General features: G+C 69.6%; 19 protein-coding genes. 8 read left to right on the top strand and 11 right to left on the bottom strand.

What is annotated here, in order from left to right:
• Window positions 1–18: 18 nt before the first annotated feature.
• The 3 genes from K9U40_RS04495 (at window position 19) to K9U40_RS04485 (ending at window position 2,817) form a co-directional block, all read left to right on the top strand.
• Window positions 19–1,002 (top strand): patatin-like phospholipase family protein, encoded by a 984-nt coding sequence (locus tag K9U40_RS04495; RefSeq protein WP_282889017.1) that lies wholly within the window; start codon window positions 19–21, stop codon window positions 1,000–1,002.
• A 128-nt stretch (window positions 1,003–1,130) separates the two neighbouring features.
• Window positions 1,131–2,024: an alpha/beta fold hydrolase gene (locus K9U40_RS04490; protein ID WP_282889016.1), complete on the top strand. Its 894-nt coding sequence runs from the start codon at window positions 1,131–1,133 to the stop codon at window positions 2,022–2,024.
• 22 nt (window positions 2,025–2,046) lie between these two features.
• Window positions 2,047–2,817, top strand: a complete 771-nt coding sequence (locus K9U40_RS04485; RefSeq protein ID WP_282889015.1) for a 4'-phosphopantetheinyl transferase family protein — start codon at window positions 2,047–2,049, stop codon at window positions 2,815–2,817.
• Between the two features lie 27 nt (window positions 2,818–2,844).
• Here K9U40_RS04485 and K9U40_RS04480 read toward each other — a convergent pair whose 3' ends face one another.
• Window positions 2,845–4,512 carry an alpha-glucosidase gene (locus K9U40_RS04480; RefSeq protein WP_282889014.1) on the bottom strand — a complete coding sequence of 556 codons (1,668 nt, stop codon included), beginning with the start codon at window positions 4,510–4,512 and terminating at the stop codon, window positions 2,845–2,847.
• Window positions 4,513–4,883: 371 nt separating this feature from the next.
• Between K9U40_RS04480 and zwf the strand changes: the two genes are divergently transcribed.
• Window positions 4,884–6,359 (top strand): glucose-6-phosphate dehydrogenase, encoded by a 1,476-nt coding sequence (gene zwf, locus K9U40_RS04475; protein WP_282889013.1) that lies wholly within the window; start codon window positions 4,884–4,886, stop codon window positions 6,357–6,359.
• A gap of 111 nt (window positions 6,360–6,470) precedes the next feature.
• On the top strand, window positions 6,471–7,112 hold the full coding sequence (gene eda, locus K9U40_RS04470) for a bifunctional 4-hydroxy-2-oxoglutarate aldolase/2-dehydro-3-deoxy-phosphogluconate aldolase (protein WP_282889012.1): 642 nt from the start codon (window positions 6,471–6,473) through the stop codon (window positions 7,110–7,112).
• Window positions 7,113–7,249: 137 nt separating this feature from the next.
• Here eda and K9U40_RS04465 read toward each other — a convergent pair whose 3' ends face one another.
• The 8 genes from K9U40_RS04465 to K9U40_RS04430 form a co-directional block, all read right to left on the bottom strand.
• The gene (locus K9U40_RS04465; protein ID WP_282889011.1) at window positions 7,250–8,317 is read right to left on the bottom strand and encodes an aldose epimerase family protein; all 1,068 of its coding nucleotides are present in this window, start codon (window positions 8,315–8,317) and stop codon (window positions 7,250–7,252) included.
• 171 nt (window positions 8,318–8,488) lie between these two features.
• Window positions 8,489–9,421, bottom strand: a complete 933-nt coding sequence (locus K9U40_RS04460; RefSeq protein WP_282889010.1) for a dihydrodipicolinate synthase family protein — start codon at window positions 9,419–9,421, stop codon at window positions 8,489–8,491.
• Window positions 9,422–9,703: 282 nt separating this feature from the next.
• The gene (wrbA, locus tag K9U40_RS04455; protein WP_282889009.1) at window positions 9,704–10,303 is read right to left on the bottom strand and encodes an NAD(P)H:quinone oxidoreductase; all 600 of its coding nucleotides are present in this window, start codon (window positions 10,301–10,303) and stop codon (window positions 9,704–9,706) included.
• A gap of 40 nt (window positions 10,304–10,343) precedes the next feature.
• Window positions 10,344–11,042 (bottom strand): pirin family protein, encoded by a 699-nt coding sequence (locus K9U40_RS04450; RefSeq protein ID WP_282889008.1) that lies wholly within the window; start codon window positions 11,040–11,042, stop codon window positions 10,344–10,346.
• A gap of 221 nt (window positions 11,043–11,263) precedes the next feature.
• Window positions 11,264–12,544, bottom strand: coding sequence for a 3-oxo-tetronate kinase (gene otnK, locus K9U40_RS04445; RefSeq protein WP_282889007.1), 1,281 nt, complete (start codon window positions 12,542–12,544; stop codon window positions 11,264–11,266).
• Window positions 12,541–13,344: a 2-oxo-tetronate isomerase gene (gene otnI / locus K9U40_RS04440; RefSeq protein WP_282889006.1), complete on the bottom strand. Its 804-nt coding sequence runs from the start codon at window positions 13,342–13,344 to the stop codon at window positions 12,541–12,543. The genes otnK and otnI overlap by 4 nt, the downstream gene beginning before the upstream one ends.
• 90 nt (window positions 13,345–13,434) lie before the next feature.
• On the bottom strand, window positions 13,435–14,397 hold the full coding sequence (ltnD, locus tag K9U40_RS04435; protein WP_282889005.1) for an L-threonate dehydrogenase: 963 nt from the start codon (window positions 14,395–14,397) through the stop codon (window positions 13,435–13,437).
• Window positions 14,398–14,482: 85 nt separating this feature from the next.
• Window positions 14,483–15,796, bottom strand: coding sequence for an MFS transporter (locus K9U40_RS04430; RefSeq protein WP_282889004.1), 1,314 nt, complete (start codon window positions 15,794–15,796; stop codon window positions 14,483–14,485).
• Between the two features lie 327 nt (window positions 15,797–16,123).
• Between K9U40_RS04430 and K9U40_RS04425 the strand changes: the two genes are divergently transcribed.
• Together K9U40_RS04425 and K9U40_RS04420 are read left to right on the top strand one after the other, a co-directional pair.
• Window positions 16,124–17,116, top strand: coding sequence for a LacI family DNA-binding transcriptional regulator (locus tag K9U40_RS04425; RefSeq protein WP_282889021.1), 993 nt, complete (start codon window positions 16,124–16,126; stop codon window positions 17,114–17,116).
• A 105-nt stretch (window positions 17,117–17,221) separates the two neighbouring features.
• Window positions 17,222–17,923, top strand: coding sequence for an aldolase (locus tag K9U40_RS04420; RefSeq protein WP_282889003.1), 702 nt, complete (start codon window positions 17,222–17,224; stop codon window positions 17,921–17,923).
• A gap of 35 nt (window positions 17,924–17,958) precedes the next feature.
• On the opposite strand, the gene K9U40_RS04415 is transcribed toward K9U40_RS04420, so the two are convergent.
• Both K9U40_RS04415 and K9U40_RS04410 read right to left on the bottom strand, forming a co-directional pair.
• Window positions 17,959–19,161, bottom strand: coding sequence for an ABC transporter substrate-binding protein (locus K9U40_RS04415; RefSeq protein WP_282889002.1), 1,203 nt, complete (start codon window positions 19,159–19,161; stop codon window positions 17,959–17,961).
• 168 nt (window positions 19,162–19,329) lie between these two features.
• Window positions 19,330–20,529 carry a 3-oxoadipyl-CoA thiolase gene (locus K9U40_RS04410; protein WP_282889001.1) on the bottom strand — a complete coding sequence of 400 codons (1,200 nt, stop codon included), beginning with the start codon at window positions 20,527–20,529 and terminating at the stop codon, window positions 19,330–19,332.
• A gap of 252 nt (window positions 20,530–20,781) precedes the next feature.
• On the opposite strand from K9U40_RS04410, the gene aliB reads away from it, so the two are divergent.
• A complete protein-coding gene (gene aliB / locus K9U40_RS04405) occupies window positions 20,782–21,972 on the top strand; it encodes a cyclohexanecarboxyl-CoA dehydrogenase (RefSeq protein WP_282889000.1) in 1,191 nt (396 codons plus the stop codon).
• The last annotated feature ends 21 nt before the right edge of the window (window positions 21,973–21,993 follow it).

Here is a 21,993-nt window from a genome sequence, read left to right as displayed (position 1 = left end):
ACGAAAGGGAGAAGGGGAATGACGTATCGCATCCTGTCCTTGGACGGCGGCAATGGCGGCAAGGCCGGCGTGTTCCTCTCGACGCTGGAGCGCCGGGCCGACGTGCTTGGCTTCAGCGTCCTGGGCCAGATCGACCTGTTCGCTGGCACCTCCAACGGCGCCGTCAATGCGCTGTTGATGGCGTGGTTCGACGATCCCGTCCTCGCCTTCGAGGCGGTGCTGCGCTTCGACGACGAGGTGCGGGAGAGTCAGACGCCCTGGTCCATCGCCGGCACCGTCATGGGCAACAATGCCGCCATGACCACCGGGCGCATCAAGGCGTTCTGCGACGACGTGTTCGGCCCCGGCGCCATCCTCGCCGATGTGAAGCGGCCGGTGATGGTCAGCACGGTGCAGCTCGACAATGCGCTGGTGGACGCCCAGCGCAGCTGGTCGCCCCGCACCTTCACCAATTTCGCCGGCGATATCGGCCGGGTGGAGCTGATCGTCGACGTGGTGCTGCGCACCATGGCCATGCCGCTGCAATATCCCATCTACCAGGGCGGCACCGAGAGCGGACCGGCTTACGTGGACGGCGCGGTGGCTTCCAACAACCCGGCCATGACCGCGCTCGCCGCCGCGCTGGGGCAGGGCCGGAAGCTCGAGGATATCGCTCTCCTGTCCATCGGCACGCCGCGCAATCTCGCCGGCCAGTCCCGCTATCTCGCGCCCCGCCTCTCCGAGGGCAGCGCCGACTGGGGCTATCGCCAGTGGCTGCTGGACCCCTTCAACCCGCTGGTCCTGGTGGACCTGTTCCTGCAGTCCGGCGCCACGGCGACCAGCGCGCAGTGCGCCCAGCTGCTGGGCGCCCGCTTCCAGCGCGTCGATCCGCCGGTCTTCACCGGGCCGGCCTGGGATGCGCCGGAGAGTAATGTGGTGCTCGATGCCACCGTGGACTGGCTGAAGGCCCAGGGCTGGGAGCATCCGGCCCCAGCGAAGGCGCCCGCCGCACCGGCGGAATAGGGCGGCTCGCCCGCATCGCGCCGGGGCCGCTCCATCGGGAGCGGCCATGGAGGGGCGCCGCCGCGCGGCGTCCCGGCCGGCGGCGGGGCAATGACATGCGGCCGCAATGGCCGGGCAAGGGGGGGAACATGGACCAGCCAGACGGGGACAATCCAAAGGCGGCCCCGGCGCGCTTCTTCGCCTATCCGAGCGCGGACGGGGTTGCGCTGTTCGGGCGCGAATGGGGAGATCCGCAGGCGCCGCTGCCGGTGGTGCTGCTCTCGGGCCTCACCCGCAATTCGCGGGACTACGAGGCCCTTGCCGAGGCTTTGGTGGCCGATGGCGGCCATCCTACCCGCGTGGTGGCGTTCGACTATCGCGGCCGCGGCGGCTCGGGCCATGCGCCATACACCACCTACACCCCCATCCAGGAGGCGCAGGACATCCTGGCCGGGCTTGCCGACCGCGGCATCTCGCGGGCGGTCATCCTGGGGACCTCGCGCGGGGGGCTCGTGATGTTCGTGCTGGCGATGCTGCGCCCGGACCTGTTCGCCGCCGCCGTCTTCAACGACATCGGCCCGTTCGTGGAGATGGAAGGCATCCTGCGCATCACCGGCTATGTGGGTGTCGCGCCGCCGCAGACCTGGCCGGAGGCCGTCGCGGCGCTGAAGGCAAGCCAGGGCTTCATGTTCCCCGGCCTGAGCGATGCGCAGTGGGAGCGCTTCGCCCGGCAGATCCACGGCGATGCCGGCGGCAAGCCCTGCCTTGCCTACGATCCCGCCCTCCGGGAGGCATTCAAGGCGTTCGATCCGAGCCAGCCCCAGCCCGACATGTGGCCCGGCTTCGACGCCCTCGCCCATGTCCCGGCCATGGTGGTGCGGGGCGCCTTGTCCGACGTACTCTCCGCCGCCACGGTGGCCAGGATGGCGGAGCGTCATCCGGGCCTCGTGATCCACGAGGTGGCGGACGAGGGCCACGCGCCCCTGCTCTGGGACACCCCCGCGCAGCAGGCGATCATCGCCTTCGTCCGCTCGGTGCTCTAACTCAAAGAAAGAGAACGCGCCCATGGGGGATGCAGGGTGCGCCGGCTTTCCGCCGCCGGGTCCGGGAGAAGTGCTGATCGTCCACGGCTTCACCGGCGTGCTGGAGCGCGACGGCCTGCGCGAGCGCCTCATGGCATGCCTCACCCCCGAGGAGGAGGACCACCGCCGGGCCTTCGTCTTCCCCCGCGACCGCGACCATTTCCTGCTGGCGCATGCGCTGAAGCGGCTGGTGCTCGGCCGCTGCCTGGGTGTCGCGCCCGTGGACCTCGCCTTCCGCCGGGGCGAGTATGGCAAGCCCTGCATCGCCGGCGACCCCGGCGCCGGACCGGGCTTCAGCCTGTCCCATTCGGGCGGAGCCGTCGTGCTTGCCGTCGCCCTGTCGCCCCTGGTCGGCGTGGATGTGGAGGCGCACGATCGCGACGTTCCGCTCCCGGTGCTGGCCTCGATCATGGCCGACGAGGATGTCGCGGACCTCGCGGCTTGCGCGCCCGACCGGCGGAAGGCCTTCGCCTACTGGACGCTGCGCGAGGCGTTCGCCAAGGCGGTCGGCATCGGCCTGTCGCTGCCGCGCAACGACGTGTGCTTCCGCCTTTCCGGCAGCGCGGGGCCAAGCGTGGGCCGTCTCGCGGAACGGTTCGGGGCGGCCGGGGACTGGCAGCTCTTCCAGCGCGACCTGGGTCCGGGACACCTGCTGGCCGCGGCGGTCCGTTCGCCGACGCCGGTGACCTGGCATCTGGTGGCGGCCGAGCAGGTGCTCGCCTTGGCGTTCGCGGCGTCCGATCCGGCGAGGTGAGCATCGTGCGCGGCCACCTCGCTCCCCTCAGCCAAGCGGGTCGAGGCGGGCGAAGACCGCGTCCAGCGGGCCGAGGGACACCCGCCCGCCGGCGATGGTTCCGGCAAAGCCGAGATCCTCGATGGGCCGCGCCGCCCACCCCCCGGGCAGGTTAAGGGCGGCCGCCTCCGCCCCGAGATTGAAGGCGCACAGCAGCGCCTCGCCCTCGAAGTCGCGGCGCCATGCCATCACCTCGCCCGCGCTGTCGAGGAAGGTGATGGTGCCCTTGCCCAGGGCCGGATGGGCCCGCCGGAAGCGCAGCAGGCGGCGGTAGTGCTGAAGCACGGAGTACGGGTCGGCGCTCTGCCGGTCCACCGCCAGCGGCAGATGGGCGGCGGGCACCGGGAGCCAGGGCCTGCCGGTGGTGAAGCCGCCCTGCGGGGCGCCGGCCTCCCACACCATGGGGGTGCGGCAGCCGTCGCGGCCCTTGAAGTCCGGCCAGAAGCGCACGCCGTAGGGGTCTACCAGATCCGCGAAGGCGAGGTCGGCCTCGGGAAGGCCCAGTTCCTCGCCCTCATAGAGCGAGATGGAGCCGCGCAGCGACAGGAGCAGCGCCGCCATCAGCCGGGCGAGGCGGGTGCCCTCGCGCCCTCCGCCGCGCCAGCGGGAGACGTGGCGCGGCACGTCGTGGTTGGAGAAGGCCCAGCACGGCCAGCTGTCGGCGGCGGCGGCCTCGAAGCGCTCGACGATCCCGCGGAAGTGGGCGGCCGAGAACGGCTCGGCGAGGAAATCGAAGGAATAGCACATGTGCAGCTTGTCGCCGCCGGAGGTATAGGCCGCCATCAAGGCGAGCGCCCGCGCCCCGCTCTCGCCGATCTCGCCCACGGTCATGGTGCCGGGATAGAGCGCCATCAGCGCCCGCACCCGCTGGAGGAAGCCGAGGGTCTCGGGGCGGTTCTTGTCGAAGACATGATCCTGGAAGGCGTAGGGGTTGGCCCGCGACACCTCGCTCTCGCCCGCGAACGGCGGATTGCTCCGCAGCATGAGGTCGTGGAAGTAGAAGTTGCAGGCATCGAGGCGGAACCCGTCCACGCCCCGGTCGAGCCAGAACCGGACCTCGCCCAGCAGCGCATCCTGCACCGCGCGATTGTGCAGGTTGAGGTCCGGCTGCGAGGTCAGGAAATTGTGCAGGTAATATTGCCTGCGGCGGCTGTCCCATTCCCAGGCGGGGCCGCCGAACACCGCGAGCCAGTTGCTGGGGGGCGTGCCGTCCGGCTCGGGATCGGCCCAGACGTACCAGTCGGCCTTGGCGTTGGTCCTGTCGGCGCGGCTCTGCGCGAACCAGGGATGCTGGTCGGAGGTGTGGCTCAGCACCTGGTCGATGATGACTTTCAGTCCCAGCCGGTGGGCCTGCGCCACCAGCGCGTCGAAATCGGCGAGCGTGCCGAACACGGGATCGACGCCGCGATAATCGGACACGTCATAGCCGAAATCCTTCATGGGCGAGGTGAAGAAGGGCGAGAGCCAGATGGCGTCCACGCCGAGGTCGGCCACATAAGCGAGCCGGGAGGTGATGCCCGCCAAATCGCCGATGCCGTCGCCGTCGGTGTCCTGGAACGAGCGCGGATAGATCTGGTAGATCACGGCGCCGCGCCACCACTCGGGATCCGGAGCCGCAGACTGCGCCTTGGCGCCGGAAGCAACCGCGCGTGTCATGGATCCGCCTTTCGCGCCGCGGGCCGTCCGGCCCCGAATGATCTTGCGCAGGAAGATGCGCATGGCGATGACAGGCCCGCAATGCCCTGCGCCCCGCCGGCCTTTCCGAGACGGCATCCGGAGGACGGAAGCGGCATTTTCGCTCCCGGTCGATCGCGCCGCTGCCGTGGCCGCTGTCCGAGGCTCCGGTCGGCCGGGCCGGCGGCATGTATTTCGCGCGATTCTTCCGTTAATATATAAATCACTTTAAGTTATTAATTGACGGGGGCGGGGTCCGCCGCATAAATCTCGCCGAGCCGGCCCGGCTCGTGCCGCCACCCAGGATGCGGGTCCGAAGCAACCGGTGGGCCTCACTGCAAGGCGAATCTCCGATGTCGAGTCGCGTCATCCCGGTGCAACCCTTTGTCCTCACGGTGTTCGGCGCCACCGGCGACCTTGCCCGCCGCAAGCTGCTGCCCGCGCTGTACCAGCGCGACCGCGCCGGCCAGCTGCCCGAGGAGGCCGCCATCGTCGGGGCATCGCGCCAGCAGATGACACCGGACGCCTTCGTCGCCTTCGCCCGCGCGGCGCTGGCGGAATATGTGCCGGCCGCAGACCTCGACGACGCCGACGTGGCACGCTTCCTCGCCCGCCTCGATTATGTGCCGGTGGAGGCCGAGGGGGAGAGCGGATGGCCGGAGCTTGCGGCCGCCATCGCCGCCCATGCGGATGTCATCCGCGTCTTCTATCTTGCCACCGGGCCGGCCTTGTTCGGCCCCATCTGCACCCGGCTGGGCGCCCACGGCATCGCGGCGGAAGGCGCGCGCGTGGTGGTGGAAAAGCCGCTGGGCAAGAGCCTCGAAAGCGCCGTCGCGCTCAATGACGCCATCGGCAAGGTCTTCGAGGAGCGCCACGTCTACCGCATCGACCACTATCTGGGGAAGGAGACGGTGCAGAACCTGATGGCGCTGCGCTTCGCCAACACCCTGTTCGAGCCGGTGTGGAACAGCGCGCATGTGGACCATGTGCAGATCACCGTGGCCGAGGACATCGGCACCGCCGGCCGCGCCGGCTATTATGATACCGCCGGCGCCCTGCGCGACATGGTGCAGAACCACATTCTCCAATTGCTCTGCCTCGTGGCCATGGAGCCGCCGGTGTCGCTGGACGCCGACGCGGTGCGCGACGAGAAGCTGAAGGTGCTCAAGGCCCTCGAACCCATCACCGAGGCCAATGCGGCCCAGCTCACGGTGTGCGGCCAGTACCGCGCCGGCGCGTCGGCGGGCGGGGCGGTGCCGGGCTATCTGGAGGAATTGGGGTCCGGCGCCTCGGACACCGAGACCTTCGTGGCGCTGAAGGCGCAGATCGGCAACTGGCGCTGGTCGGGCGTGCCGTTCTACCTGCGCACCGGCAAGAGGCTGGCCTCGCGGGTCTCCGAGATCGTCATCACCTTCCGTCCGGTGCCGCACTCGGTGTTCGACGCCTCCGCCGGCACGCTGCGCTCCAACGTGCTGGTGCTGCGGCTGCAGCCGGAGGAGGGGGTGAAGCTGTGGCTGATGATCAAGGATCCCGGCCCCGGCGGCATGCGGCTTGAGCACGTGCCCCTCGACATGAGCTTCGCCAGCGTGTTCGGCGTGCGCAACCCCGACGCCTACGAGCGCCTCATCATGGATGTGGTGCGCGGCAACCAGACCCTGTTCATGCGTCGCGACGAGGTGGAGGCCGCCTGGCGCTGGATCGATCCGATCCTGGACGCCTGGCGTGCGTCCCGCGAGGCGCCCAAGCCCTATACGGCGGGAACCTGGGGCCCCGCCGCCGCCATCGCCCTCATCGAGCGCGACGGGCGAACCTGGGCCGGCGACGACTGACATTGCGGCCGGTCCCTGCCGGTTGTGCGGCGGCATCACCCAAGGCGGGGCCGGCAGGACGCCGTTCCTGTTCTCCCGCGACGGCGCAAGCATTTTCCAGGAGGTTTTCGCGTGAACGATCAGATCCAGTCCGGTCTCCACAGCATCCTGTCCCGCGCGCCGGTGGTGCCCGTGGTGGTGGTGGAGCGTGCCGCAGACGCCGTCCCGCTCGCCCGCGCCTTGGTGGCCGGAGGCCTGCCGGCCATCGAGATCACCCTGCGCACCGACGCGGCCATGGATGCCATCCGCGCCGTGGCACAGGAGGTGGAGGGCGCCATTCCCGGCGTCGGCACGGTGCTCGACGCCGCCCAGCTCGCGGAGGCCGAGAAGGCCGGCGCGCGCTTTGCCGTCTCGCCCGGCGCCACCTCGCGCCTGCTCGATGCCGCCGCCTCGTCCGGCATCCCGCTTCTGCCCGGCATCGCCACGGCGGGGGAGGCCATGCGGCTGATCGAGCACGGCTATCGCTACGCCAAGTTCTTCCCGGCCGAGCCCGCGGGCGGCAGCGCCTATCTCGCGTCCATTGCTTCGCCCTTGCCGCAGCTCACCTTCTGCCCCACCGGCGGCATCAGCCTTGCCACCGCGCCGGGCTATCTCGCATTGCCCAACGTGATCTGCGTCGGCGGCTCCTGGATGCTGCCGAAGGCCCAGGTGGCCGCTGGCGACTGGGCCGCCATCGAGGCCCTCAGCCGGGCCGCGGCGGTGCTTGCGGCCTGATACCACCGGTTTGTCTTCAATCGACGCCAGGCGGGTCGGCTCGGGCGCCGCGCGGGCTGGCCCAATAGCCGATGAGCTTTGCTCACCGGCTATCGTCGGCGCAGTCCTGGGCCTTCAGGGCGGCGCCTGACCCAGTCTCAGAGGGTGGAAAAGCGGTAGAGGGAGACGTGGCGGTAGGTCTCGCCGGGATCGAGCCGGGCGGAGGGAAAATCCGGCCGGTTGGGCGCGTCGGGCCAGGCTTGCGGCTCCAGGCAGAAGGCATCGGACTGGCGGTGCAGCCGGCCATATTTGCCCTGCGCCGCGCCGTCGATGACGTTGCCCGAATAAAATTGCACGCCCGGCTGGTCGGTCAGCAGCTCCATCACCCGGCCCGACTTCGCGGCTCGCACGCGGGCGGCGAGGCGGGGCGTGGTGGCGGGCTCAAGACAGTAATTGTGGTCGTAGCCGCGCCCGAAGCGCAATTGCTCGTCGTCGTCCCGAATCCGCGCGCCGATGAGCGCGCCGGCGCGGAAATCGAACGGCGTGCCGTCCACCGTGCGCGGCGGGCCGGGCAGGGGGATCGCCGTAGCGTCGGTGGCGAGAAAGCTCTCGGCGGCGATGGTGAGGTGATGGCCGAGGATGTCGCCGCCGGTCTCCACCCCGTCCAGGTTGAAGAAGGCGTGATTGGTGAGGTTCACCACGGTGGGCCGGTCGGTCACCGCCGAAAAGGCGATGGTCAGTTCGCCCGGGCCGGAGAGGCTGTAGGTGACGCGGACCTCCAGCGTGCCGGGAAAGCCGCCGGCGCCGTCCGGGCTGGTGTGGCGCAGGGTGACCGCGGGCACCGGGGCTTCGTCCAGGGCCTCGATGGTCCACAGCGCCCGGTCAAAGCCCTCGAAGCCGCCGTGCAGCATGTTGGCGCCGTCATTGGCGTCGAGGCTGACGCGGGCGCCGTCCAGCTCGAAGCCGGCCCCGGCGATGCGGTTGGCGAAGCGGCCCACGGTGACGCCGTAGAAATCGCGCGTCCGGCCATAGCCGGCGGCGTCCTCATGGCCGAGCACCACGTCGGCGAGCACGCCATGGGCATCGGGCACGCGCAGCGCCTGGAGCGCCGCGCCATAGGTGATGACCGAGGCCTCGAAGCCGCCAGCGCCCGTGAGCCGCACCCGCTCCACCACCGGGCCATGGGGCAGCAGGCCGAAATTCTCGCGCAGGATGGAGGTCGTCATCGCGTCTCGCCCTCGAACGGCAGCGGTCCGGCATGGGTCTGCCGATGGCCCATGAGCTTAGCTCGTGGGCCATCGGTCAAGCCCGCGCGGCGTTCGAGCGGCCCACTTGGCCTCGGTCGAAGACCGAGGGCGATGGCAAATAAGATGACGACCCGGATCAGTCTTTGATGATCATTTCCCCCAGCGCAGCACCAGCGGATCGAGCCGCCGCGCGATCTCGATCAGGCCGGCGCGGGTGGCGGGGTGCATGGCCGGCAAAGGCGCGCGCACGGTCTCGTGGGCGATGACGCCGCCTTCCTTCATCAGCACCTTGCAGGCCGCGAGGCCGCACTGGCGGTTCTCGTAATTGATGAGGGGGAGCCAGCGCTGGTAGGCGTCCATGGCAGCCTCGCGGTCGCCGGCGAAATAGGGATCGGTGATCTGGCGGATGCCGTCCGGATAGCCGCCACCCGTCATGGCGCCGGTGGCCCCGGCGTCGAGGTCGGCCATGAGGGTGATGGCCTCTTCCCCGTCCCACGGCCCCTCGATGGCCGCGCCGCCCGCCTCGATGAGGGCGCGCAGCTTGGCGGCGGCCTGGGGCACCTCGATCTTGAAATAAGCGAGGTTGCCGATCTCCTGCGCCATGCGGGCGAGGAACGGCACCGACAGGGGCGTGCCCGCCACGGGAGCATCCTGCACCATGATGGGGATGGAGATGGCGTCGGACACCGCCTTGTAGAACTCGTAGATGGAGGCCTCCGGCACCCGGAAGGTGGCGCCGTGATAGGGCGGCATGATCATTACCATGGCCGCGCCCAGATCCTGCGCCCGACGCGAGCGCCCGGCGCAGACGGCGGTGGAGAAATGGGTGGTGGTGACGATCACCGGTACCCGTCCCGCCACATGCTCCAGCACCGTGACCATGACGCGGTCGCGCTCGTCGTCGGTCAGCACGAACTGCTCGGAGAAGTTGGCGAGGATGCAGATGCCGTGGGAGCCGGCATGGATCATGCAGTCGATGGCGCGCTTCTGGCCGTCGAGGTCAAGGGCGCCGGCAGCGTCGAACACGGTGGGCGCCACCGGGAACACGCCCTTGAACGGGCGCGCGGCAGGGAATGTGGGCATGGGTCACCTTCAGTGAGTGTCGCGCGGCATCGGCGATCCGGGCTTGGCCCCGGTCTCCTCTCTCATGATGCGGCAAGGCCGGGCGCACCTGCGCGAGGCCGGTCGTTCCGTGACACGGCGGCTGTCCTCCCCAGGCCCCAGCGGCTTCGGTCGCATCTTCTAAAACGATTTATGGCACGGCATCGGTTGGCTGAACAGCCGGTGTATGGATATGAAAAAGCGGCCGGAGCCCTGGCCCCGGCCGTCCTCCAGTTGAAGAACGGGCCCTGCCGGCCCGAGCCGTCAGCCGTGCAGCTTGATGGCGGTCTCGGCGATCTTCCGGCCCTGGTAGCGGGCGCCGTCCAGCTCGATTTTCGACGGCTGGCGGGAGCCGTCGCCGCCGGTGATGGTGGTGGCGCCATAGGGGCTGCCGCCGGTGATCTCGTCGAGGGTCATCTGGCCGGCATAGCCATAGTCGAGGCCCACGATCACCATGCCGAAATGCATGAGGTTGGTGATGATGGAGAACAGCGTCACCTCCTGGCCGCCGTGCTGGGTGGCGGTGGAGGTGAAGGCGCCGCCCACCTTGCCGTGCAGCGCGCCGCGCGCCCACAGGCCGCCGGCCTGATCGAGGAAATTGGCCATCTGCGAAGCCATGCGCCCGAAGCGCGTGCCGGTGCCCACGATGATGGCGTCGTACTCGGCCAGTTCCGCGACGGTGGCGATGGGGGCCTTCTGGTCGAGTTTGAAGTGGGCCGCCTTGGCCACTTCTTCCGGCACCAGGTCCGGCACGCGCTTGATGTCGACGGTGGCGCCGGCCTCGCGGGCACCGGCGGCGACGGCTTCCGCCATCTGCTCAATGTGGCCGTAGGCGGAATAATACAGGACGAGGACTTTGGCCATGGTGGGCTCCTTGAGAAATCGGGAGTGATCGGGGAGGGGGTCAGGCGGCTTCCACCAGCACCAGCTCGCTGTCTTCCAGCGCGGTGATGGTGAGGGCGGCCTCGCCGGAGATGGCGGCGCCGTCGCGGGTGGCGACGCGGACGCCGTTCACCTCCACCGCGCCGGAGGCGGGCACCAGATAGGTGTTGAGGCCGACGGCGGGGGCGTAGTCGATGGTCTCGCCTGCCTTCAGCGTGGCGCCGAGGACGCGGGCCCGGGCGCGGATCGGCAGGGCCTCGGCATCCCCCTCGATGCCGCTCGCCAGGGCGACGAAGCGGCCGGAGCGGTCGGCCCTGGGGAAGGGGTGGGTGCCCCAGGCGGGCGCGCCGCCGGCCTGGTCCGGTTCGATCCAGATCTGGAAGATGCGCGTCGGACCGGCTTCGAGATTGTATTCGGAGTGCCGGATGCCGCGCCCGGCGCTCATCACCTGCACATCGCCGGCGACGGTGCGGCCGCGATTGCCCAGGCTGTCCTCGTGGGTGATGGCACCCTCGCGGACATAGGTGATGATTTCCATGTCGGCGTGCGGGTGGGGCGGAAAGCCGGTGCCGGGCGCGATCTCGTCGTCGTTCCAGACCCTGAGCTTGCCGTGGCTCATGCGGGCGGGATCGAAATAGCTGGCGAACGAGAAATGGTGGCGGGCCTTGAGCCAGCCGTGGTCGGCCTTGCCGAGGCTGTCGAAGGGGCGATGCTCGATCATGTGTGTGTTCCGTGGCCGTCCAGGCGGCCCAAGAGGTGTCGGGGTGGATATTAGGTTGGCGCCGGGCAAAGCAAAGAGAGGTGGTGCGACAGCTGGGTTTGCAGAAATGCAAGCAGGAGCCGGCGGGGGACCCGGAAACGCGAACGGGCTCCGACGGGGCCGTTTCGACCCGGTCGGAGCCCGCGCAGCGAAGCCCGGTGTATGCGTGGCAGGCCTTGCGGCTATTTCGACATCAGGCCCAGGGCGTCGGTGAAGAAGTCGGTGCCGCCGAAATTGCCGGACTTCAGCGCCATGAGAAGGTCGCCATGCCCGCCGCCGATGGTCCGCAGCACCGGAACGCCGGCCGCGATCTCCGGCCCCAGCGCGAATGCGGGGATGCGCAGGCGGTCCACCACGGCGCCGGAGGTCTCGCCGCCGGCCACCACCAGCCGGCGGACGCCGCCCGCCACGAGGCCTTCGGCGATGGTCGCCAGCGCCTGCTCGATGGCATGGCCGGCGGCCTCGCGCCCGTGGAGGGCCTGAAGGCGCGCCACCTCGTCCGGCGAGGCGCTCGATGCGACGAGGACGGGACCGCTTTCGATGCGGCTCGCGGCCCATTCCAGAGCCCGCGCGGCTTCGGCCGGGCCGGAGACCAGCGCCTCGGCGGACAGGCGCAGCACCGGCATGGTCGCCTCGGCCCGCGCGACCTGTTCCAGCGTGGCCTTGGAGCAGCTGCCGGCGATGCAGGCCGCCAGCCCGCCGACTCCGGCCATGACCGACGCCGTCGCATCCACGCGCAGCACGCGGCCCGCCGAGACGAGGCCGCGGGCGAGGCCGAGGCCGAGGCCCGATGCGCCCACCGAGACTTTGGCATCGAGCGCGGCGGTGCCGAGGGCTTCGAGGTCACGCTCGAACACGGCGTCGGCGATCACGCCGCCGATCCCGTCGGCCGCGAGCGCGGCGAGACGGGCGCGGATGGCATTGGCGCCGTCCGCCACCGTGGCCAGCGGCAGCAGGCCGGATGGACGGAGGCTCTGCCGGGCCAGCACGCGCACGAGGTTGGCGTCATGCATGGGGTTGAGGGGGTGGTCCTTCAGCGGGCTCTCGTTCAGCGGCACCGCGCCGACGAAAAGATGGCCCTGATAGACCGTGCGCCCGGTTTCCGGAAAGGCGGGGGTGACCAGCACCGCCGCCGCCCCGGCGTCAGCGGAGAGCGCGTCGAGCACCGGGCCGATATTGCCTTCGTCGGTGGAATCGAAGGTAGAGCAGATCTTGTACATGACGTGGCCGGCACCCCGCGCCCTGAGCCAGCGGTCGGCGGCGCGGGCCTTCTCCACCGCCTCGGCGGCCGGCACGGAACGGATCTTCAGCGAGACCACCACCGCGTCCACGTCGCCGAGCGGCAGGTCGTCGGCCGGGATGCCCACGGTCTGCACCGTGCGCAGGCCGTTCTTGGCCAAAGTGTTGGCGAGGTCGGAGGCGCCGGTATAGTCGTCGGCGATGGTACCGAGGGCGAGGGTCATCCGTTCGCTCCCGCCTTGAGGGCCGGGGCGGCGGCATAAGGCGCGAACCAGCCGAGCCCTTCCACCGTGCCGGCGCGCGGATTGTACTCGCAGCCCACGAAGCCGTCATAGCCGAGGCGGTCCAGCTCGGCGAACAGGAACGGATAGTTCAGCTCCTCGCCGTCCGGCTCGTTGCGGGAGGGCACGCTGGCGATCTGCACATGGCCGGTGATGGGCATGAGCTGGCGCAGCCGCATGGTCACGTCGCCATGGATGATCTGGCAGTGATAGATGTCGAACTGAAGCTTCAAATTGGGCAGGCCCAGCTCGGCGATGAGCACTTGCGCGAAGCCGAAATCGTTGAGGAAATAGCCCGGCATGTTGCGGGCGTTGATGGGTTCCAGCACCAGGTCTAGGCCCTTGTCCACCAGCGCGCCGGCGGCGTAGGCTACCGCCTCGCGATAGGCGGCGCGGGCCTTGGGGTCGTTGCGGTCGGCAAGGCCGGACATGAGATGCAGCCGCTTCACCCCGGTGGCTTCGGCATAAATGAGGGCGGTGGCGACGCTCGCCTTCACTTCGTCGAAGCGCTCGGGAAAGGCGGCGATGCCGCGCTCGCCGGCCGCCCAGTCGCCGGGGGGCAGGTTGAACAGGGCCTGGGTCAGGCCGTTGCGGGCGAGGCGCTCGCCCACCGCGTCCGGCGCGTGCTCGTAGGGGAAGAGGAATTCCACCGCGGTGAAGCCGGCATCGGCGGCGGCGGCGAAGCGGTCGAGGAACGGCCACTCGGTGAACATCATGGTGAGGTTGGCGGCGAAGCGCGGCATGGGGATCTTCCCGAAAGGGGTCGGTTGCGCGGCGGTCGGTGCGGCTGGAAGGACGCACCAATCCGCGCGCGGGCGCAAGCGGGGCCCGGCTCAGGCCGGATCGCCGGGCAGCCTGGTGCCGGTGATGCGGGCATAGAGCCGGGCGACGGAGGCGTCGTCGTCGCGCCCCATGCCGGCGGCGGAGGTGGCCAGGAACATCTGCAGCGCGGCGGCGGAGACCGGCACCGGGAATTTGGCGCTGCGCGCCATGTCCTGGATGATGCCGAGATCCTTCACGAAGATGTCCACGGCGCTTTTTGGCGTATAGTCGCCGTCCACCACGTGGGGCATGCGGTTCTCGAACATCCAGCTGTTGCCGGCCGAGGCGGTGATGACCTCATAGACCTTGGCGATGTCGAGCCCCTGCCGTGCGGCGAACGCGATGGCCTCGCTCGCCGCCGCGATGTGCACGCCGGCGAGCAGCTGGTTGATCATCTTGAAGGCCGCGCCCTGGCCGGGCGCATCGCCCAGCTCATAGAGCTTCGCCGCCATGGCATCCAGCGCCGGCCGCGCCTTGGCGAAGGCCGCCGGGCTGCCGGAGGCGAGGATGGTGAGGGCGCCTTCCGCCGCGCGTTGGGCGCCGCCGGAGATGGGGGCGTCGAGATAGAGCCGGCCGGTGGCCTCGATGCGGGCGGCGAGGGCGCGGGCGACCTCCGGGTCCATGGTGGCGCAGGAGAGGAAGACGGCGCCGTCCGCCAGCGTCTGCGCCACGCCGTCGGTGCCGAACAGGATCGCCTCGGTCTGGGCGGCGTTCACCACCACGCTCACCACCATGTCGGCGTCGCGGGCGGCCTCGGCCGGGCTCGTGGCGCCGCGCCCGCCCTCGGCGGCGAAGCGTTCCACGGCGGCGGGGTTCACGTCGAAGCCGGCCACGTCGAAGCCGGCGCGCTTCAGGGACTGGGCCATGCCGTAGCCCATGGAGCCGAGCCCGATGACGGCGGCGCGCCCGGTCCCCGTCGCCCCCGACTTGACCGCACCCGATTTGGCGACCTCGGGCGAGAACTGTTCTGCCATGACCTGATCCTCGGAAAGGGAGCTGCGCTGGGGCGGCGTGCCCATACGGGACCTCCCGCGGAGCGCCCCGCGGGAGGACGTGCGTTCACTTGTTGACGAGCCTGGGCGAAGTGGTCAGCACCGCCGCCGCGCCCGCCACCAGGATCGCCGCGAGGGCATACATGCCCACCTGGGTCGAGCCGGTGAGGTCCTTCAGGAAGCCGATCAGGTAGGGGCTGACGAAGCCGGCGAGGTTGCCCACCGAATTGATCAGCGCGATGCCGGCGGCGGCGCCCGTTCCGGCCAGGAAGGCGGTGGGCAGGGACCAGAACAGCGGTGCGCAGGAGATGGCTCCGGCGGCGGCGACGGACAGGAAGACGATGGCCACCGTGGTGCTGGTGGAGGTGGCGGCCACCGTGAACCCCACCGCGCCCATCAGCGCCGGGATAACGAGGTGCCAGCGCCGCTCGCGATGGCGGTCCGAGCTGCGGCCGATCAGGTTCATGGCGATGACGGCGCAGATGAACGGAATGGCGCTGACGAGGCCGATATGGAAGTTGCCGGTGACGCCCGTGGACTTCACCAGGGTGGGCATCCAGAAGGTCAGGGCGTACTGGCCCATGACGAAGCAGAAATAGATGAAGCTCATGAGCCACACCCGCCTGTCGCGGAACACGCCGGCGATGGAGTGGTGGCCTTCCTTGGTGCGCTCCTCCTGGGCGATTTCATGCTCCAGCACGGCCTTGTGCTCGGCGCTCAGCCACTTGGCGTCGCGGATGCCGTTGTCGAGGTAGAAATAGATGGCGAGGCCGATGGCGATGGCCGGAATGGCCTCGATGAGGAACATCCACTGCCAGCCGGCCAGCCCCGAGGTGCCGTGGAAGCTGTCCATGATCCAGCCGGACAGGGGGTTGCCGAAGATGCCGGAGATCGGGATCGCCGACATGAAGATGGCGATGATCCTGGCGCGGCGGTGCGAGGGATACCAGTAGGTCAGGTACAGGATGATGCCGGGATAGAAGCCGGCCTCCGCCACGCCGAGCAGGAAGCGCAGGGCGTAGAACATGGGCGCGTTGGTGACAAACATGAAGGCGGCCGAGATGAGGCCCCAGGTCACCATGATGCGGGCGATCCAGATGCGCGCGCCCACCTTGTGCAGGATGACGTTGCTCGGCACCTCGAACAGGAAATAGCCGAGGAAGAAGATGCCCGCGCCGAGCCCGTACACCGTCTCGCTGAAGTTGAGGTCCTGGGACATCTGGAGCTTGGCGAAGCCCACGTTCACGCGGTCGAGGTAGGCGACCACGTAGCACAGCATCAGAAACGGGACGATGCGCCAGAACACCTTGGCGTAAGCCGCCTTCTGCGTGTCCGGTTCTACGGCGACGTGCGCCGCGAGGGGCGCGGTTTGGGTGCTCATCGGGTCCTCCCTGGAGGTGGCGTTTGTGTTGGCTGTCGTCTTGGGCTGCGCGCAAGGCATGGCAGCGCTGCCATCAGGACATAGCAAACAGTGGCAGCGCTGCCAAATGGAAAATGGTAGCGCTGCCAAAATACCGCCTTGATGCCTCCTTAGGAGCGTGACACAACGGAAATCAAACACGAAAACCCCAAGTGCGGTTGTCGCGCATCCAGGGTGCACCCGTCCGGGCGGGGGAGGGCAGGCGTGGCCGACAAGGACGCCCTTTCAATGCATGACGACGCGCTGGCCGGGCGCCGCGCGAGCGCAGGCCCGCACGTAGGCTCTCCCATGGGCTCAGGCGCGGGCGTGACCCTCACGGATGTCGCCCGCGAGGCCGGCGTCGGCGAGAGCACGGCCTCGCGGGTCCTGCGCAGCCACGGCTCGTTTTCCTCCAAGACCCGCGCCAGCGTGCTGGAGGCGGCGGCCCGGCTCGGCTATGTGCCCAACCGGATCGCCGGCACCCTCGCCTCCACCGGATCGAAGCTGGTGGGGATCATCGTTCCCTCCCTCGCCAACATCGTGTTCCCGGACCTGCTGAGGGGTGCCAATTCGGTGCTTGGCAAGGCCGGCTTCCAGTCGGTCATCGGCGTCACCGACTATGACCTTGACGGTGAGGAAGGGCTGATCTCGTCCCTCCTCAGCTGGCGTCCCACCGGGCTGCTGGTGGCCGGGCTGGAGCACACCCCGCGGGCGGATGCCATGCTGCGCGGCGCGGGCATCCGCATCGTCGAGATGCTGGACACGGACGGCGTCGGCATCGACATGGTGGTGGGCTTCTCCAACCGCGAGGCCGGCCGCGTCAGCGCGCGCCACCTTCTGGGGCGCGGCTATCGGCGGATTGGCTATGTGGGCCATGATCTTGCCCTCGACCTGCGCGCCGCCAAGAGGTTCGAGGGCTTCCGAGCGGTGCTGGCCGAGGCCGGCCTCCAGGTGGCGGCCGAGGCGATCGGCGCGGCGCCGTCGTCCATCGAGGCGGGGCGCGACGGGCTCGCCCGCCTCCTCGCGCAATGCCCGGACCTCGACGCGGTCTACTTCTCCAACGACGACATGGCCATCGGCGGCTATTTTCTCTGCCTGGCCCGGGGCATCGGCATTCCCGGCCAGCTGGCGCTGTTCGGCCATAACGGCCTCGACGTCGCCCGCTGCGCGCCGCAGCCTTTGTCCACCATCCGCACGCCGCGCGTCGAGGTCGGCGAGACCAGCGCGCGGCTCGTTTCATCCGATGGGCCGCCGGCCGTCATCACGCTCGATTTCGAGCTGATTGAGGGGGCGACCACTTAAGTTCCGTCGCTTCGGAGCCGGCCCGTTCTGGTTCGGCCGGTCCGATCTCTTCCATTCCCGCTTGGGAGCCCGGACCTCATCCTGGGGCCGGGCCGAGGACCTGCCATGTCGGAAACGAAACTGCGCGAGAGCATCTGCATGTTCGCCCGCTCGCTGTTCGAGCGCGGCCTCACCCCCGGCTCGTCGGGCAATATCAGCCTGCGCCTCGATGATGGCGGCTGGCTGGTGACGCCCACCAATGCTTCGCTGGGCTTCCTCGATCCGGCGCGCATCTCCCGCCTCGACGCGGCGGGGCGGATCGTCTCCGGGGATGCGCCCACCAAGGAGATCCCGCTGCACCAGGCGCTCTACGACACGCGCTCGACCGCGAAGGCCATCGTGCACCTGCACTCCACCCATGCGGTGGCGCTCACCATGCTGCCGGAGATCGACCCGAGGGCGGTTCTGCCGCCCATGACGCCTTATTACCTGATGCGCTGCGGCCAGACCGCGCTGGTGCCCTATTATCGGCCCGGCGATCCGGCGGTGTCCGATGCCATCCGGGGATTGGCGGGGCGCTATTCCTCGGTGCTGCTTGCAAATCACGGCCCGGTGGTGGCCGGCGACACGCTGGAGGCCGCCGTGTTCGCCACCGAGGAGCTGGAGGAAACCGCCCGGCTCTATCTGCTGCTGCGCGGCCTGAACCCGCGCTATCTGTCGCCGGAGCAGGTGGCCGACCTGGTCAAGGTCTTCGGCGTCTCCCTGCCCGCGCACGATCACGATGGCCATGATCACGATCGCCATGATCACGAGGGGCACGGGCACTGAGGGACGCCCGGCGGGCGAGCCGTGCCGCCCGGCGCCTATTTGACGAGTGGGCAGCCGCCCTGCGACAGGGGCCGGAAGGCTTGCGACGCCGGGATGGTGGCGAGGGTCTCGTAGAGGTCCCACTCGCCCCTGGACTGGGCCGGGGTCTTGACGCGGAACAGGAACATGTCGTGCACCGCGCGCCCGTCGATCCGCACCTCGCCCTTGCCGAACAGGGGGTCGTCGATGGGCATCTCGCGCATCCTGGCGAGCACCGTCGCGGTGTCCTTGGTGCCGGCGGCCTCGACCGCCTTGAGGTAGTGCATGGTGGAGGAGTAGACGCCGGCATGGACCTGGGTCGGCATCTTGCCGCCGAACGCCGCGGCGAAGCGCCTGGACCAGGCGCGGCTCGCATCATCGCGGTCCCAGTAGAAGGCTTCCGTGAGCACGAGGCCCTGGGCGAGCTTCAGGCCGAGGGCGTGAATGTCGGTGATGAAGGTGAACAGCCCGGCGATGGACTGGCCGCCCTGCACGATGCCGAATTCCGACGCCTGCTTGATGGCGTTGATCATGTCCTCGCCGCCGCTGGCGAGCCCCAGCACCCTGGCGCCCGATGACTGGGCGCGCAGCAGGTAGGACGAGAAGTCGCTGGTGCCGAGCGGGTGCTTGACGGAGCCGAGCACGGTCCCGCCCGCGGCCTTCACCACGGCGGCGGTGTCCCGCTCCATGGCATGGCCGGAGGCCTGGTCCACGGCGATGAAGAACCAGCTCGTCCCGCCCTGCCTGACGAAGGCGCTGCCGGTGCCGTTGGCGTTGGCCCAGGTGTCGTAGGTCCAGTGGATGGTATTGGCGCTGCACCTGGAGCCGGTCAGGTCGGCGGTTGCCGCTCCGGCATTGAGCTGGATCCGGTTCTTGTCCTTGACGATCTGGCTGACCGCCAGCGCCACCGGCGAACCGGTGACGTCGGCGATGACATCCACGCCGTCCTGGTCGATCCAGGACCGGGCGATCACCGAGCCGATATCGGCCTTGTTCTGGTGATTGCCGGAGAGGATATCCACGGTGATCCCCCTAGATGCCCCCTTGAAATCCTCCACCGCCAGCCGCGCGGCGACCACCGAGCCCGGCCCCGCGAGATCGGAATAGGGGCCGGACATGTCGCTGAGCACGCCGATCTTGATGTTCGTCTCGGCCTGTCCCGGCCCGGCCCACAGGACCAGGCCGGCTAAAAGCCCGCAGATGCACGCGCGACCGACCATTGGAATCCTCCCTGAAAGGCGCCTGTTCAGCAGGTTTTTGGCGCTCTCATTTATATCAATCATATGATATAATATATGTCTAGTAGTTGATATTAATTGCGGCCGGGACGCGACACCCAGGCGTGGCGGCGTCCGGATCGCGCTCCGGCTTGATGGTCGGCGTGTGCTCTAGATCCGTTCGAGCACCATCGCGATCCCCTGGCCCACGCCGATGCACATGGTGACGAGCCCGTAGCGGCCGCCGGTGGCTTCCAGCTGCCGCAGCGCCGTCAAGGCGAGGCGCGCGCCCGAGGCGCCCAGCGGATGGCCGATGGCGATCGCACCGCCATTGGGATTGACGCGGGGGTCGTCCGCTGCAAGGCCGAGGCCCCGCAGGCAACCGAGGACCTGGGTGGCGAAGGCCTCGTTGATCTCGATCGCGTCCATCTGCGCCAGCGTCAGGTCCGCCCGCGCCAGAGCCTTCTGCGTGGCGGGCACCGGCCCCAGGCCCATGACGCGCGGCGCGACGCCAGCGACGGCCGCCGACAGGATGCGCCCGCGCGGACGCGCGCCGAAACGCGCCGCCATCCGCTCCGAACCGATCAGGAGCGCCGCCGCGCCGTCATTGATGCCGGAGGCGTTGCCCGCGGTCACCACGCCGCCCGCGAACAGGGGCGGCAGCTTCTCCAGCGAGGCGGACGTGGTCTGGGGCCTGGGATGCTCGTCGGCCGTCACGATGACCGCTGGCTTGCCGCGTCCGTGCGGAACGGCGACCGGGGCGATCTCCCCGTCATGGAAGCCGGCGGTGCGGGCGGCCTCGTAGCGCTGCTGGGAGCGCAGGGCGAAATCGTCCGTTTCCGCGCGGCCGATGCCGAGCTCCGCCGCGATGTTGTCGGCGGTCTGGGGCATGGAATCGGTGCCGAAGGCGGCGTCGATCCGCGGATTGGAGAAGCGCGCCCCGATGGTGGAATCGAACACCGCCACCTCCCGGCTGAAGGCGCTCGTCGCCTTGCCCATGACGAAGGGGGCGCGGCTCATCACCTCGACGCCGCCCGCCATGAACAGTTCGCCCTCGCCGCATCGGATCGCCCGCGCCGCGTCCGCCACCGCCGCAAGCCCCGAGCCGCACAGCCGGTTGAGGGTGATGCCGCCCGCGCGTTCCGGAACACCGGCCAGGAGGCCGGCATGACGGGCCACGTTGCGGGCATCCTCGCCGGCCTGGTTGGTGCAGCCGGCGATGACGTCTTCGATCTCCTCCGCAGGGAGCGGGCTGCGGGCGAGGACGGCGGAGATCACGCCGGCGAGAAGATCATCCGGGCGCACGTTTGCCAGCGCGCCGGCATGGCGGCCGAAGGGGCTGCGAAGGCCATCGAAAATCAAGGGATGCATGGGGTTCCTGGCTTCCTTCAGGAGGTGGAGGCAGGGGCGGACTTTCCCGGAAGCCGAAAAATATATCAATGTCTTGACATTAAAATTCGAGGGCCATAAGGTTGCCGGAAGTTATAACAATGTATTTATATATTAGGTGAGGGATGCTCGGGGCGGGACGGGTCGCCAAGGCGCCGGTGCCGCCCGCGAGAAGCGTGCGGAACGCCGGGCGGGCCGCCGCGTCCTTCCTCGCCCCCGCCTGAGGCAGCGACCATGAACGTGACAGCATCCCGCCCCCTGGACACCGCCCCGGAGGTCCCGTTCGGCCTGACGGCTGACCAGGCGAGCTTCGCCGAGACGACCCGGCGCTTCGCCGCCGATGTCCTCGCCCCCGGCTACAAGGCCCGCGAGCTGAGCGCGAGCGTGCCGCTGGAGCTGCGCCGGCAGATGGGCGCGCTCGGCCTCATCGGCGTGGAGTTCCCGACCGAATATGGCGGCCTCGGCGCCGACCACGTCACCGCCGGCGTGGTCCTCGAGGCCATCTCGGAAGGGGATTTCAACGTCGGCTACATCCAGCTCCTCTCCTCGCTCTGCGGCGCCATCGTCGCCCGCCACGCCGCGCCCGCCATTGCCGCGGAGATCCTGCCGCAGGTGGTCGCCGGAGAGCTGCTCATCGCCCTGGCGCTCACCGAGCCCCGGGGCGGCTCGGACGCCGCCTCCCTCGCCCTGAAGGCCACCCGCGACGGGGAGGATTATCTCCTCGACGGCGAGAAGACCTCCATTTCCATGGCCGACCAGGCGGACTGGGCCGTGGTCTTCGCCCGCACCGGCACCGCCGCCGAGCGCGCGCATGGCGTGTCCGCCTTCCTGGTGGACATGGGGCTGCCCGGCATCAGCCGGACCCGCTTCAACGACATCGGCGAGCTCGCCATCGGCCGGGGCTCCATCTTCTTCGACAAGGTCCGCGTCCCCGCCTCCCACCGGCTGGGGGCCGAGGGATCGGGCTTCGTGCAGGTGATGCAGGGCTTCGACTTCTCGCGCGCCCTCATCGGCCTCCAGTGCCTCGCCGTGGCCCGCGTCTCGCTGGCCGAGACCTGGGCCTATGTGAAGGACCGCAAGGCGTTCGGCCGCCCGCTCGCCGACAACCAGGGCGTGACCTTTCCGCTGGCGGAGGCGGAGACCATGGTGGAGGCCGCACGGCTGCTCTGCTACCGCACCCTCGCCGCCAAGGACGCCGGCGCGCCCCACACCAGGGAAGCCGCCATGTGCAAGTGGTGGGCGCCCAAGCTCGCTTTCGAGGTGGTGCAGACCTGCCTGCTGATGCACGGCCACGCCGGCTATTCCACCGAGCTTCCGTTCGAGCAGCGCCTGCGCGACGTGCTGGGCCTCCAGATCGGCGACGGGACCGCGCAGATCATGAAGATGATCATCGCCCGCGAGGCGCTGAAGGCGGCCTCCAGCTGAAGTCAAGACGGCGCAAACGCC

Origin of the sequence: Xanthobacter autotrophicus (assembly GCF_030015065.1) — a bacterium.
Classification (GTDB): Bacteria; Pseudomonadota; Alphaproteobacteria; order Rhizobiales; family Xanthobacteraceae; genus Xanthobacter; species Xanthobacter autotrophicus_D.
This window is presented reverse-complemented; position numbering and strand designations above follow the sequence as displayed.

Excerpts from the sequence above, each read along its gene's own strand:
- otnI (WP_282889006.1), bottom strand. The coding sequence starts at position 13,344 with ATGCCGCGCTTCGCCGCCAACCTCACCATGATGTTCACCGAGTGGCCG.
- K9U40_RS04485 (WP_282889015.1), top strand. The coding sequence starts at position 2,047 with ATGGGGGATGCAGGGTGCGCCGGCTTTCCGCCGCCGGGTCCGGGAGAA.
- K9U40_RS04430 (WP_282889004.1), bottom strand. The coding sequence starts at position 15,796 with ATGAGCACCCAAACCGCGCCCCTCGCGGCGCACGTCGCCGTAGAACCG.
- K9U40_RS04420 (WP_282889003.1), top strand. The coding sequence starts at position 17,222 with ATGTCGGAAACGAAACTGCGCGAGAGCATCTGCATGTTCGCCCGCTCG.
- K9U40_RS04480 (WP_282889014.1), bottom strand. The coding sequence starts at position 4,512 with ATGACACGCGCGGTTGCTTCCGGCGCCAAGGCGCAGTCTGCGGCTCCG.
- K9U40_RS04465 (WP_282889011.1), bottom strand. The coding sequence starts at position 8,317 with ATGACGACCTCCATCCTGCGCGAGAATTTCGGCCTGCTGCCCCATGGC.
- K9U40_RS04410 (WP_282889001.1), bottom strand. The coding sequence starts at position 20,529 with ATGCATCCCTTGATTTTCGATGGCCTTCGCAGCCCCTTCGGCCGCCAT.
- K9U40_RS04460 (WP_282889010.1), bottom strand. The coding sequence starts at position 9,421 with ATGCCCACATTCCCTGCCGCGCGCCCGTTCAAGGGCGTGTTCCCGGTG.
- K9U40_RS04490 (WP_282889016.1), top strand. The coding sequence starts at position 1,131 with ATGGACCAGCCAGACGGGGACAATCCAAAGGCGGCCCCGGCGCGCTTC.
- zwf (WP_282889013.1), top strand. The coding sequence starts at position 4,884 with ATGTCGAGTCGCGTCATCCCGGTGCAACCCTTTGTCCTCACGGTGTTC.
- K9U40_RS04425 (WP_282889021.1), top strand. The coding sequence starts at position 16,124 with ATGGGCTCAGGCGCGGGCGTGACCCTCACGGATGTCGCCCGCGAGGCC.
- ltnD (WP_282889005.1), bottom strand. The coding sequence starts at position 14,397 with ATGGCAGAACAGTTCTCGCCCGAGGTCGCCAAATCGGGTGCGGTCAAG.
- aliB (WP_282889000.1), top strand. The coding sequence starts at position 20,782 with ATGAACGTGACAGCATCCCGCCCCCTGGACACCGCCCCGGAGGTCCCG.
- K9U40_RS04415 (WP_282889002.1), bottom strand. The coding sequence starts at position 19,161 with ATGGTCGGTCGCGCGTGCATCTGCGGGCTTTTAGCCGGCCTGGTCCTG.
- otnK (WP_282889007.1), bottom strand. The coding sequence starts at position 12,544 with ATGACCCTCGCCCTCGGTACCATCGCCGACGACTATACCGGCGCCTCC.
- K9U40_RS04450 (WP_282889008.1), bottom strand. The coding sequence starts at position 11,042 with ATGATCGAGCATCGCCCCTTCGACAGCCTCGGCAAGGCCGACCACGGC.
- K9U40_RS04495 (WP_282889017.1), top strand. The coding sequence starts at position 19 with ATGACGTATCGCATCCTGTCCTTGGACGGCGGCAATGGCGGCAAGGCC.
- wrbA (WP_282889009.1), bottom strand. The coding sequence starts at position 10,303 with ATGGCCAAAGTCCTCGTCCTGTATTATTCCGCCTACGGCCACATTGAG.